At 68.3% G+C, this 11,782-nt stretch carries 11 protein-coding genes; 5 read left to right on the top strand and 6 right to left on the bottom strand.

Annotation, left to right across the window (positions count from 1 at the left end; translation table 11 throughout):
- Positions 1-40: 40 nt before the first annotated feature.
- Positions 41-451: a PsiF family protein gene (locus tag PLC66_RS00220; RefSeq protein ID WP_324536704.1), complete on the bottom strand. Its 411-nt coding sequence runs from the start codon at positions 449-451 to the stop codon at positions 41-43.
- 140 nt (positions 452-591) lie between these two features.
- Here PLC66_RS00220 and PLC66_RS00215 point away from each other — a divergent pair, with 140 nt between their 5' ends.
- From PLC66_RS00215 to PLC66_RS00205, 3 genes are all read left to right on the top strand, one after another.
- The gene (locus PLC66_RS00215; RefSeq protein ID WP_324536702.1) at positions 592-993 is read left to right on the top strand and encodes a YqaA family protein; all 402 of its coding nucleotides are present in this window, start codon (positions 592-594) and stop codon (positions 991-993) included.
- 91 nt (positions 994-1,084) lie between these two features.
- A complete protein-coding gene (locus PLC66_RS00210) occupies positions 1,085-1,438 on the top strand; it encodes a RidA family protein (protein WP_324536700.1) in 354 nt (117 codons plus the stop codon).
- Positions 1,439-1,532: 94 nt separating this feature from the next.
- Positions 1,533-5,411 carry a DUF3683 domain-containing protein gene (locus PLC66_RS00205; RefSeq protein WP_324536698.1) on the top strand — a complete coding sequence of 1,293 codons (3,879 nt, stop codon included), beginning with the start codon at positions 1,533-1,535 and terminating at the stop codon, positions 5,409-5,411.
- A 79-nt stretch (positions 5,412-5,490) separates the two neighbouring features.
- On the opposite strand, the gene PLC66_RS00200 is transcribed toward PLC66_RS00205, so the two are convergent.
- Genes PLC66_RS00200 through pyrE form a run of 4 tightly spaced genes read right to left on the bottom strand, consistent with a single transcriptional unit; the run spans position 5,491 to position 9,676 of the window.
- The gene (locus PLC66_RS00200) at positions 5,491-6,276 is read right to left on the bottom strand and encodes an NAD-dependent deacylase (protein WP_324536697.1); all 786 of its coding nucleotides are present in this window, start codon (positions 6,274-6,276) and stop codon (positions 5,491-5,493) included.
- Positions 6,273-8,354: a molybdopterin-containing oxidoreductase family protein gene (locus tag PLC66_RS00195; protein WP_324536695.1), complete on the bottom strand. Its 2,082-nt coding sequence runs from the start codon at positions 8,352-8,354 to the stop codon at positions 6,273-6,275. The genes PLC66_RS00200 and PLC66_RS00195 overlap by 4 nt, the downstream gene beginning before the upstream one ends.
- A 52-nt stretch (positions 8,355-8,406) precedes the next feature.
- On the bottom strand, positions 8,407-9,051 hold the full coding sequence (locus PLC66_RS00190; protein ID WP_324536693.1) for a cation:proton antiporter: 645 nt from the start codon (positions 9,049-9,051) through the stop codon (positions 8,407-8,409).
- Positions 9,032-9,676 carry an orotate phosphoribosyltransferase gene (gene pyrE, locus PLC66_RS00185; protein ID WP_324536691.1) on the bottom strand — a complete coding sequence of 215 codons (645 nt, stop codon included), beginning with the start codon at positions 9,674-9,676 and terminating at the stop codon, positions 9,032-9,034. Before pyrE ends, PLC66_RS00190 begins: the two co-directional genes overlap by 20 nt.
- A gap of 41 nt (positions 9,677-9,717) precedes the next feature.
- On the opposite strand from pyrE, the gene PLC66_RS00180 reads away from it, so the two are divergent.
- Positions 9,718-10,500, top strand: coding sequence for an exodeoxyribonuclease III (locus tag PLC66_RS00180; RefSeq protein WP_324536689.1), 783 nt, complete (start codon positions 9,718-9,720; stop codon positions 10,498-10,500).
- Positions 10,501-10,528: 28 nt separating this feature from the next.
- Here PLC66_RS00180 and rquA read toward each other — a convergent pair whose 3' ends face one another.
- Positions 10,529-11,221, bottom strand: a complete 693-nt coding sequence (gene rquA / locus PLC66_RS00175) for a rhodoquinone biosynthesis methyltransferase RquA (protein WP_324536687.1) — start codon at positions 11,219-11,221, stop codon at positions 10,529-10,531.
- 248 nt (positions 11,222-11,469) lie between these two features.
- On the opposite strand from rquA, the gene PLC66_RS00170 reads away from it, so the two are divergent.
- Entirely contained in the window at positions 11,470-11,781 is a 312-nt protein-coding gene (locus tag PLC66_RS00170) for an ElaB/YgaM/YqjD family protein (RefSeq protein WP_324536685.1), read from the top strand.
- Position 11,782: the final 1 nt, after the last annotated feature.

Genomic DNA, 11,782 nt, shown 5'->3' with positions numbered 1-11,782 from the left:
GGCCGGCGCGGGGCCTTGCCCCACGCCGTGCCGCGCGCGATCAGCCCTTCATGCACTCGCTGAGAAAGGCCTTGCGCTTGGCGCCCTTGAGCGACTGCTCGGTGGCCGCCTGGTTGCAGGCTCGGGTGCGCGCCTTGTCGTCCACCGCCTCATCGGCAACATCGTCCGCCGCAGCCACGACTGCGGGCACGGCTGCAGCCGACACCGGGCTGGACTGGGCAGCGCCCGCCCCTGCGCCCGCCTCCGTCGCCGGCTGCGCTGCCCCCGCGTCGTGACGCCCCTTCAGGCACCCGCTCATGAAGGCCTTGCGCTCATCGCCCTTGAGCTGCTGCTCCTTGGCCTCGGCATTGCAGCGCCTCATGCGTTCGTGCTGAGGATTGGCCATGGCCTCGGCGGGCGCCAGCATCATCATCACCAGCGTCGCAGCAGTGGCGCACAGAATGGTCTTCATCGGAACTCCTCCTTGTCCAATTTACGCGAAATGCGTAGCCGGATTCTGCGTTTGTCATATTTTCGTGTCAATGCCAAAGTCATTGACACGGATCGCTCGGCGGTGCCTGGCGGGTGTGCTGCGGGCGGAGGTGCTGGCCAGTGATCACGAGCGAGCTGGCCGCGCTCGGCGGCCTCGCCGTGGCGGCCTTCCTCGCCGCGACCCTGCTGCCCGGCGGCTCGGAAGCCGTGTTCGCCGGCGTGCTCGCACTACACCCTGAGCTCGGCCTGGCTGCCCTGCTCGTCGCCACCCTGGCCAACACCGCCGGCGGCATGAGCACCTACCTGCTCGGCCGCCTGCTGCCGCGCAAGGAAGTGCCCGCAAGACTCGCCACCGTGCAGCGCTGGGGCAGCCTCAGCCTGCTGCTGTCCTGGGCGCCGCTGCTTGGCGATGCGCTGTGCGCCGCCGCCGGTGTGCTGCGCCTGAACTGGCTCGCCTGCATGCTGTGGATGGCGATCGGCAAGGGCCTGCGCTACGCCGCGATCCTGTGGCTGATGGCCTGAGCACCTCGGCGCCGGCCGGCGGTCCAACTCGTGCTGGCCTATACTCGGGGCCACCTCGTCGTTTCCCGCCACACCCGCAACAGGAGCCCGCATGTCCGACATCGAACGCCATGGCACCACCGCGCGCTATGCCGACGCCGTCATCCACAACGGCGTGATCCACCTCGTCGAGGTGCCCACGCACAGCGACGGCGACATCCGGCAGCAGACTCAGGAAGTGCTCGACAGCCTCGCTCGCCAGCTCGAGGCGCTCGGCAGCGACCGCTCGCGCATCCTGATGGCCACCCTCTACCTCACCGACCTCGCCGACAGCGACGGCATGAACGCCGTGTGGGAGGCCTGGCTGCCACCCGGCTGCGCACCGTCGCGCGCCTGCGTGCAGGTGGCCGGCCTGGTCGACGCGGGCTGGCGCATCGAGATCGCCCTGACGGCCGCACTCAACTAAGCCACACCATCGATAAGGTCTTGAATTTTGCTGCATGGTGCACTGCGGTTCGCTAGAATTGGCGGCTCCCTGCAGCAGTTTCCCCGGTATCCCCATGAGCCAACGTCTGCGCGAAATCCCCTACAACTACACCTCGTTCTCCGACCGCGAGATCATCATCCGCCTGCTCGGCAGCGAGGCATGGGCGGTGCTCGACGAGTTGCGCACCGAGCGCGTCACCGGCCGCTCCGCGCGCATGCTGTACGAGGTGCTGGGCGATATCTGGGTGGTGCGGCGCAACCCTTACCTCGAGGATGACCTGCTCACCAGCCGCGAACGCCGCGAGGCACTGATCGGTGCCCTCCACCACCGCCTGAACGAGGTCGACAAGCGCCGCCAGGGCAATGACCGCGTCGCCATGCTGATCGTGCGCGGGCGCGAGGCGGTGTCGGACTTCGAGCGCTGGTTCGACGACAGCGCGCGCCGGCGCAAGGCGGTGCTCAAGGCGCTGTCCAGGCACACCCGCCGCGACAACATCTGCTTCGACGGTCACGCCCGCGTCTCCCACGTCACCGATGCCACCGACTGGCGCGTCGAATACCCCTTCGTCGTGCTCTACCCCGACACCGAGGAAGAGATGGCGCCGCTGGTGCGCGAATGCATCTCCCAGGGCCTGACCATCATCCCGCGCGGCGGCGGCACCGGCTACACCGGCGGTGCCGTGCCGCTCGACGCCAGTTCGGTGGTGATCAACACCGAGAAGCTGATCTCGATCAGCGCGGTCGAGGACATCGTGCTGCCGGGCGTCGATGGGCCGATGAGCGCGTCCTACCCGACCATCCGCACCGGCGCCGGCGTGGTCACCGAACGCGTGTCCGAAGCCGCCGCCGCGGCCGGTCGCGTGTTCGCGGTCGACCCGACCTCGGCCAGCGCGTCCTGCATCGGCGGCAACATCGCCATGAACGCCGGCGGCAAGAAGGCCGTGCTGTGGGGTACCGCGCTCGACAACCTGGCGTGGTGGAAGATGGTCACGCCCGACGGCAACTGGCTCGAGGTCGAACGCCTGGATCACAACTTCGGCAAGATCCACGAGCAGCAGACCGTCCGCTTCCGCCTGCGCCGCTTCGACGGCCTCAACTACCGGCCGCTCGGCGAGGAGATCCTGTCGATGCCGGGCGCCGCCTGCCGCAAGGTCGGGCTGGGCAAGGACGTCACCGACAAGTTCCTCGGCGGCGTGCCCGGGGTGCAGAAGGAAGGCACCGACGGCCTGATCGTCGCCGCGCGCTGGGTGCTGCACAAGATGCCGCCCCACACGCGCACGGTGTGCCTGGAGTTCTTCGGCCAGGTGCGCGAGGCCGTGCCGGCGATCGTCGAGATCACCGACTACTTCAAGCCGGGCGGTGCCGGGCATGCCACGGGCGTCCAGCTCGCCGGCCTCGAGCACCTCGACGAGCGCTACGTCAAGGCGGTGGGCTACGCCACCAAGGCCAAGCGCCACGGCCGGCCGAAGATGGTGCTGATCGGCGACATCGTCGGCCACGACGAGGACGCGGTGATGAAGGCCGCCTCCGAGGTGGTGCGCATGACCAATGCGCGCGGCTCGGAGGGCTTCATCGCGGTCAGCGCCGAGCAGAGGAAGCGCTTCTGGCTGGAGCGCTCCCGCACCGCGGCGATCTCCCGCCACACCAACGCCTTCAAGATCAACGAGGACGTGGTCATCCCGCTGCCGCGCATGGGCGAATATTGTGACGGCATAGAGCGCATCAACATCGAGCTGTCGACGCACAACAAGATCGCGCTGTGCGACGCGCTCAGCGCGTTCCTGCGGGGCGAGCTGCCGCTCAATACCGGTGACGCCGACGTCGGCCGCGAGGAGCTGATCGGCGATCGTCGCCATGCCGCGCTCGAGCAGATCGCCGCCATGCGCCGACGCTGGCAGTGGCTGCTCGACAACCTCGACCTGCCGCTCGCCGAGGCCGAATCCCGATTCGCCGAGTACGGCATCGAGGCCGGCGAGCTGTCCAACCGCGCCGACAATCCGCGCCTGTTCCACCGCCTGCAGGACTACTCGATCCGCGTGTCGTGGAAGCAGGAGCTGCGCCCGCAGCTGCGCAGCATCTTCGACGGCAACGTGTTCGCGCCGGTGCTCGCGCGCATCCAGGACATCCACAAGGAGATCCTGCGCGGCCGCGTCTTCGTCGCCCTGCACATGCATGCCGGCGACGGCAACGTGCACACCAACCTGCCGGTCAACTCAGACCACTACGAGATGCTGCAGACCGCCAACCGCGCGGTCGACCGCATCATGGCGCTGGCACGCAGCCTGGATGGCGTGATCTCGGGCGAGCACGGCATCGGCATCACCAAGCTCGACTACCTCACCGACGACGAGATGGCCAACTTCTGGGCCTACAAGGAAAAGGTCGATCCGGAAGGTCGCTTCAACCGCGGCAAGCTGATGCGCAAGGGCCCGATCCGCGGCAACCTCGACAACGCCTACACCCCCAGCTTCAACCTGATGGGCCACGAGTCCATCATCATGGAGCAGACCGACGTCGGCGACATCGCCCACGACATCAAGGACTGCCTGCGCTGCGGCAAGTGCAAGCCGGTGTGCTCGACGCACGTGCCCTGCGCCAACCTGCTGTACTCCCCGCGCAACAAGATCCTCAGCACCTCGCTGCTGATCGAGGCCTTCCTGTACGAGGAGCAGACCCGCCGTGGCGTGTCGCTCGCGCACTGGGCCGAGTTCGAGGACGTCGCCGACCACTGCACGATCTGCCACAAGTGCGAGAAGCCCTGTCCGGTGGACATCGACTTCGGCGACGTGTCGATCAAGATGCGCAACCTGCTGCGCAAGCAGGGCAAGAAGTCCTTCAACCCCGGAAAGGCCGCGGCGATGGCCTTCCTCACCATCAAGGACCCGGCGACGATCAAGGCGATGCGCGTCGGCATGATGGATTGGGGCTACAAGGCGCAGCGCTGGGCACACGAGATGGGCAAGAAGTTCGGACTCATCCAGCCGCAGGTGAAGACGCCGCCGGCCACGCTCGGCAAGGCGCCGATCAAGGCCCAGGTGATCCACTTCATCAACAAGCCGATGCCCGGCAACCTGCCCAAGAAGACCAGCCGCGCGCTGCTCGACATCGAGGACGACAAGGTCATCCCGGTGATCCGCGACCCGAAGAAGGCCAACGGCGACTCCGAGGCGGTGTTCTACTTCCCGGGCTGCGGCTCCGAGCGCCTGTTCAGCCAGGTCGGGCTGGCCACCCAGGCCATGCTCTACCACGTCGGCGCGCAGACCGTGCTGCCGCCAGGCTACCTGTGCTGCGGCTACCCGCAGACCGCCGCCGGCGAGGAGGACAAGGGCCAGAAGATCACCACCGACAACCGCGTGCTGTTCCACCGCGTCGCCAACACGCTGAACTACCTCGACATCAAGACCGTGATCGTGTCCTGCGGCACCTGCATGGACCAGCTGCAGAAGTACGAATTCGAGAAGATCTTCCCCGGCTGCCGCCTGCTCGACATCCACGAGTACCTGATGGAGAAGGGCGTCAGGCTCGAGGGCGTGAATGGCGTGAAGTACATGTACCACGAGCCCTGCCACACGCCGATGAAGGTGCATTCGGGCATCAAGGTGGTCAACGAGCTGATGGGCACGCGCGTCGACCTGTCCGAGCGCTGCTGCGGCGAATCCGGCACGCTCGCGGTCGCCCGCCCCGACATCTCGACCCAGGTGCGCTTCCGCAAGCAGGAAGAGATCGAGAAAGGCGCCGCCGCGCTGCGCGAAGGCGACCCCAGCGCCAAGGTCAAGATGCTGACCTCCTGCCCGAGCTGCCTGCAGGGCATGCACCGCTACGCCAACGACGCCGGCGGCATCGAGCCCGACTACATCGTGGTCGAGCTGGCCAAGCATTTGCTTGGCGACAACTGGCTGCCGGATTATGTCGCCAAGGCCAACAGCGGCGGCATCGAGCGCGTGCTGCTGTAAGCGCGCAAGCACTGACGGCGACGGGCCGGACGGGCGCCAGCCCTCCGGCCCGTCTCACGCCTGGCACCCCGCCTGGCGTTCAGCCTTCGGCCGGCTCGCAGGGATGCATGCGCCGCCACAGCTCCGGCAGCGCCTCGGCGGCACGCATGCGCAGGCGGTGAGTGACGATGGCGCTGACCTCGGTGTCGCCGGGATTGATCTCCACGCTGGGCACGCCGCTGCGCCAGGCCCACACTACCGGGCCGGCGATGTAGGGGAAGACGCTGGTGGTGCCGATCGACACCACCAGATCGAGCCCGCCCGCCAGGATGGCCTCCAGACGCTCGATGTCGCGCACGGACAAGGCCTCGCCGAACAGCACGACCTTCGGCCGCATTACGCCGCCACACAGCGGGCAGGCGGGCGGGATCTGCATGCCGGTGAAGTCGGGCAGGCTGCGCGAATGCGGGCACTCCGTGCAGCACAGCCGGTGCAGATTGCCGTGGATCTCGATCAGGTTGTTCGAGCCGGCGACGCGGTGAAAGCCATCCACGTTCTGCGTCAGCACCCACACCCCCGGGCGTTCGCGCTCGAGCGCCGCGATGATGTCGTGGGCAATGTTCGGGCGCGCGCCGCGGCAGGTGGCCTCGATCTCGGCCAGGTATTTCCAGGTGATCTCGGGACGTGCCGCCATCATCTGGCCGGACAAGGCCTGCTCGATCGTCAGCCCGTCGCCGGTGAGACGCTCGTGGTACAGGCCGCCGATGCCGCGATAGGTGGGCAGGCCGGAATCGGCCGAAATCCCCGCCCCGGTGATGAACAGGATGCGCCGGGCCTCGGCGAGCAGGGAGGCGACGGCATCGAGGGCGTGCGATTGCGCGCTCATGCCTTCGCCACTTCCACCAGGCAGTCGTAGAAAATCGGGCCGCCCCCCATGTCGGTGGCGGTCGACGCGGTCACCGCGTTGGCGTTGTTGCCATCGCCAGAGAACTTCTGCCACCAGATCGACGGACTGACGACCACACCGGGGCGCACGTCGGTGGTGACGACGGCGCAGGCGTGGAACTCGCCGCGATCATTGTGGATGCGCACCCGGTCGCCACCCACAAGGCCCCGTGTCGCAGCATCGTCGGGGTGAATCTGCAGCGTCGGGCGGCCCAGCTCGTCGCGGAAGCGCGCCAGGTTGGCAAAACTGCTGTTGAGGAAGTTGCGCGCCGGCGGCGTGATCAGCGCGAGCGGAAAGCGCGCCGCCAGCGCCGGATTGCTCACCGGCGACTCGGCCGGCGGGTGCCAGGCGGGTAGCGGGTCGAGACCGCGCCGCTCGAGCAGCGCCGAGCGGAACTCGCAGCGCCCAGAGGGCGTGCGAAAGCCGCCGTTGGCGAAGGGGACGAAAGGCTGGGCGAGATTGAGCCGTGCCCAGCCGTGGGTCTCGAGCTGCTGCGCCGTCAGCCCCAGCGCGCGCGAGTCCGTCAGACGAAAGGCGGCGGCGGCGATGTCCTCGTCGGACTCGAACAGCGCCGGCTCGGTGAAGCCCATGCGTGCGGCGAGCAGGCGGAAGACCTCGGTATTCGGCCTGGCCTCGCCCGGCGGCGCGATGGCCGGCGCGTTCACGACCACGTTGAGGTGGCCGTAGCTGGCGTGAATGTCGCGATGCTCGAGCTGGCTGGTGGCAGGCAGCAGGATGTCGGCGTAGTCGGCGGTGTCGGTCTGGAACAACTCGTGCACCACACAGAACAGGTCCTCGCGCGCGAATCCCGCCTTCACCCGGTTGCTGTCGGGCGCCACCGCCACCGGATTGGCGTTGTACACGTAGAGGGCGCGGATCGGCGGATCGCGCGCCTCGAGCAGGGCCTCGCCGATGAAGGACATGTTCACCGTCCGTGGCGGACGGCCTTCATGCTGCGGGCACAGGTCGGGCCGCGCCAGCGCCTCGCCGTCGATCGGATAGTTGCCCGAGGTCGACAGCAGCGCACCGCCGGCGGCATGACGCCAGGCCCCGGTGAGGGCGGGCAGGCAGGCGATGTTGCGCACCGCCATGCCGCCGCCCGCGCAGCGGTTGAGACCGTAATTGAGGCGGATCAGGGTGGGGGACTGGGTGCCGTAGTCGCGCGCGAGGTCGCGGATGACCTTGGCTTCGAGGCCGGTCAGGGGCGCCGCCCATTCAGGGGTGAAATCGCGCACCCGCTCGGCGAGCGCGTCGAAGCCCTCGGTGTGGTGGGCGATGTATTCGTGGTCGAGCAGGTCCTCGGCAATCAGCACCTGCATCATCGCCAGCGCCAGCGCACCGTCGGTGCCGGGCCAGGGTGCAAGATGGACGTCGCAGCGGGCGGCGGTCTCGGAGCGACGCGGATCGATGCACACCAGCCTGGCGCCACGCCGCTTCGCTTCCTGCAGATAGCGCCAGCCGTGCAGGTTGGACACCACCGGGTTGCCGCCCCAGATCAGGATCAGGCGGGCATCGACGACCGCCTCGGGGTCGGTGCCGATCGACGCCCCCACCGTGGCCCGCCAGCCCAGCGCGCCGGCCGAGGCGCAGATCGTGCGATCGAGGTGGGATGCGCCGAGGCGGTGGAAGAAGCGCCGGTCCAGGCTCTCGCCCTGCACCAGCCCCATCGTGCCGGCGTAGCTGTAGGGCAGGATGGCGCGCGGATCATCCGCGGCGATGGCGCGGAAGCGCTCGGCAATGGTGTCGAGCGCCTCGTCCCAGGAGATGCGCTCGAAGCGCCCCTCGCCCTTGCGCCCGACGCGCTTCATCGGGTGCAGGATGCGCTCCCCGGAATAGACGCGCTCGAGGTAATGCGCGACCTTGGTGCACAGCGCACCGTTGGTGAACGGCATGTCTGCCGCCCCGCGCAGCTTGACCGCGCGCCCGTCGGCCACCGTGACCTCCATCGCACAGGTGTCGGGGCAATCATGCGGGCAGGCTGCGCGCACCCGTTTTTCGGCAGGAACAGGGTCGGTCATTCGATGCTCGCAGCGGGATGCGGCTCGCGGCCGCAGGGCCCGGTCGCGCCCTTCAGTCGGGCGTGGCCGAGATCAGTTCGACATAGCGCCGGCGATGCTCCTCGAAGCGATCGAGCACGGCGTTGCGTTCGCGCAGCTTGGCGGCGATGATCCGGCTCTGGGTCACGATCTCGCTGTCGAGCGTGCGGATGTCCTCTTCCAGGCTGGCGGCGACCCCGCTGTCCTCGGTCCGCGTGGCCTCGCCGATGAGCACCTGCTGGCGCTCGATCAGCTCCGATTCGCGCTCGCGCAGTTCGCGGATGCTGCGGTCGAGGTCGCGCAGTTCGCGGTCGCGGCGGCTGTCCAGGTCCTTCAGGCTGCGGTAGGTCTCGAGCAGGGCCTGGTCGAGGCGCAGCTGGCGCAGGCGGTCGGCTTCCTCGGCGCGGCGCTGGCGCTCGGTCTCGGCACGGCGGGCGATTTCCTCGGCCGTCAGTGGCGCCGACACCGTCCGCCGCACCACGCCGGACGGGCTCATCTCGCGGTACGCACGGCCATAGCAAGCGGCCGGCAGGATGTCGCCGCACACCGGTTGGCCACCGACGTCGCAGCAATAGATCGTGCGCCCGCCCTCCTGCGCCGCGGCTTCCCCCGGCCAGGCGGAGAGGGCGAGCAGGCAGGCGAGACCTGCCAGGCCGTATTCAGCGCGACGCAATCCCATACTGCTCCCGATAAGCCTTCACCGCACCCAGGTTGGCGGCCAGCTCGGGGCTGTCGGCGAGGTAGCCGATCAGGTCCTCGAGGGTGGCGACTGTGAGCACCGGAATGCCGAAGCTCTCCTTCACCTCCTGCACAGCGGACAAGGCGCCCTTGCCGCGCTCCATGCGATCGAGCGCGATCACCACGCCGGCCGGCGTGGCGCCGGCGGCGCGGATCAGCTCGACCGACTCGCGCACCGAGGTGCCGGCCGAGATCACGTCGTCGAGGATCAGCACCCTGCCCTTGAGCGGCGCCCCGATCAGCGTGCCGCCTTCGCCATGGTCCTTGGCTTCCTTGCGGTTGAAGGCGAAGGGCAGGTCGACGCCCTCCTCGGCGAGCCGGATCGCAGTGCCCGCCACCAGCGGGATGCCCTTGTAGGCCGGGCCGAACAGCATGTCGCAGGCCACGCCCGAGGCGCGGATCGTGCGCGCGTAGTAGCCGCACAGCTCGCGGAATGAAGCCCCATCGTCGAACAGGCCGGCATTGAAGAAGTACGGCGAATTGCGCCCCGCCTTGGTGACGAAGGCGCCGAAGCGCAATACGCCCTTGCGACAGGCGAGGGCGATGAAATCCCGGCTAAAATCCACGATCTTTTGGCTGCCATGCAGCGTCATCCACAGAGCCGCCCATGTTACGCATCATCTCCCTCAACCTCAACGGCATCCGCTCGGCGGCCAGCAAGGGGCTTTACGGCTGGCTCGCGCAGCAGCAGGCGGACTTCGTCTGCCTGCAGGAGCTCAAGGCGCAGGCCGCCGACCTCAGCGCCGAGATGCGCGCGCCCGGCGGGCTCAAGGGCTGGTTCCATCACGCCGAGAAGAAGGGCTACAGCGGGGTCGGCATCTACAGCCGCCACCAACCCGATCGCGTGATCGAGGGCCTGGGCGTCGCCGACATCGACGCCGAGGGCCGCTTCCTGCAACTGGACTTCGGCAAGCTGTCGGTGGTGTCGCTGTACCTGCCCTCGGGCTCGAGTTCCGACGAGCGTCTGCAGATCAAGTTCGCCTTCATGGCGCGCTTCCTGCCCCACATGGCGGCGCTGTTCGCCAGCGGTCAGGAGGTCGTGGTGTGCGGCGACTGGAACATCGCCCACCGCGAGATCGACCTCAGGAACTGGAAATCGAATCAGAAGAACTCGGGCTTCCTGCCCGAGGAGCGCGAATGGCTCAGCCGCCTGTTCGACGAGCAAGGCTGGGTGGACGTCTATCGCCGCCTGCACCCCGAGGCCACCGATGACTGCTACACGTGGTGGTCGAACCGCGGCCAGGCCTGGGCCAAGAACGTGGGCTGGCGCCTGGACTACCAGATCGCCACCCCCGAGCTGGCGGGCACGGCCTTGCGCAGCGCGGTCTACAAGGAACAGCGCTTTTCCGACCACGCCCCGCTGACGGTCGACTACGACTGGTCGCTGTAGCGCGTACGCGCGGTGCCGCGTGCAGCGCTCAACACCGCGTGGCGACGACCCGCTGGTACAGCCCGCCGAAGCACGTTTCCTTGCGCCATTCGAAGTCCCGCGCCGCCTCGGCGAGGGATTCGATCGGGGTGTCCAGCAGGGAGCCGGCGAAGGGCTCGAGCCAGCGGAAAACCAGCCCCATCACCGGACGCAGGGGGTGCCAGGCGCGGACGCGATGGTAGTCGACGAACACCGCGCGTCCGCCAGGCCGCACCGCCCCCAGCAGGTTGGCGACAATGCGCCGGCGCTCATCGACTGGGACCTCGTGGAGGAGGAAGAAGCAGCACACGGCATCGAAGCGCTCATCGAGCGGCAGCGCAAGATTGGCCACACGCGCCTCCGCCTGTGGCAGGCCGGCCAGCTTGCGCCGCACGTTGTCGATCTGGATCGGCGCCACGTCGCGAATCGCGAGGTGACCCGAGCTCCCCAGCCGGCGCGCCAGCAGCGGCGAGAAGTCGCCATACACGCAGGCCGCCTGCAGCACGCGCTCGCCCGGTGCAAACTGCGCCACCGCCCAGCGCATCAGCCGACCGGCATTGCCCCACAGGATCGCCGACACGACCGGCGCGCGATCGAGCCAGGGCAGGATGCGCGGGTCGAGATAGGCCCAGGTATAGGTGCGGCTCAGGTAGTCGGGAAGTGCGGCTCCTGGCTGCACCGGAATCTCGGACGAAGGAGGCATGTGTTTCTGAATCTTGAAGCGGTTGATCCGTCTGTCGGCACGCCGCCGCCGCGGCGAAGCGCCAGGCCACGGGCAAACCACCCTGCATCAGCGCTCCACCATACGCCCCTTATTGCACTGCAGCATGACAAACTCCCAAACACACGCCCGCTGGGCAAAATTGCCATCGCCCCCCAATCGGACTAGCCTAGACGTTGACGCCGCAAGCGCACGGACATTGTCATAGCCACTCACTCACAGGAGGCATCATGAGCACGACGACCGAGAGGACCAAGGACAAGCTGATCGACGATCTGAAGAGCCTCATCAGCGACGCCGAAGAGCTGCTCGAACTCACCGCGACCGACGCCAAGGGCAAGGCCGCCGATGTGCATGGGCGTCTCGGCGCACGCCTGAACCTGGCCAAGGAGCGGCTCAAGGACGCCGAGGACGCGATCGTCGACAGCGGCCGCAAGGCGGTCCGCGTCACCGACGACTACGTCCACGACAAGCCCTGGCAGGCCGTGGGCATCGCTGCCGGCGTGGCCTTCCTGCTCGGCCTGTTGTCCGGTCGGCGCTGAG

The organism is Thauera sp., assembly GCF_035444905.1.
Lineage (GTDB): Bacteria > Pseudomonadota > Gammaproteobacteria > Burkholderiales > Rhodocyclaceae > Thauera.
This window is presented reverse-complemented; position numbering and strand designations above follow the sequence as displayed.

What these genes read in the sequence shown, in the direction of transcription:
- rquA (WP_324536687.1), bottom strand. Translation starts at nt 11,221, where the DNA reads ATGCCTCCTTCGTCCGAGATTCCGGTGCAGCCAGGAGCCGCACTTCCC.
- PLC66_RS00200 (WP_324536697.1), bottom strand. Translation starts at nt 6,276, where the DNA reads ATGAGCGCGCAATCGCACGCCCTCGATGCCGTCGCCTCCCTGCTCGCC.
- PLC66_RS00210 (WP_324536700.1), top strand. Translation starts at nt 1,085, where the DNA reads ATGTCCGACATCGAACGCCATGGCACCACCGCGCGCTATGCCGACGCC.
- PLC66_RS00190 (WP_324536693.1), bottom strand. Translation starts at nt 9,051, where the DNA reads ATGGGATTGCGTCGCGCTGAATACGGCCTGGCAGGTCTCGCCTGCCTG.
- PLC66_RS00180 (WP_324536689.1), top strand. Translation starts at nt 9,718, where the DNA reads ATGTTACGCATCATCTCCCTCAACCTCAACGGCATCCGCTCGGCGGCC.
- PLC66_RS00205 (WP_324536698.1), top strand. Translation starts at nt 1,533, where the DNA reads ATGAGCCAACGTCTGCGCGAAATCCCCTACAACTACACCTCGTTCTCC.
- PLC66_RS00220 (WP_324536704.1), bottom strand. Translation starts at nt 451, where the DNA reads ATGAAGACCATTCTGTGCGCCACTGCTGCGACGCTGGTGATGATGATG.
- PLC66_RS00195 (WP_324536695.1), bottom strand. Translation starts at nt 8,354, where the DNA reads ATGACCGACCCTGTTCCTGCCGAAAAACGGGTGCGCGCAGCCTGCCCG.
- PLC66_RS00170 (WP_324536685.1), top strand. Translation starts at nt 11,470, where the DNA reads ATGAGCACGACGACCGAGAGGACCAAGGACAAGCTGATCGACGATCTG.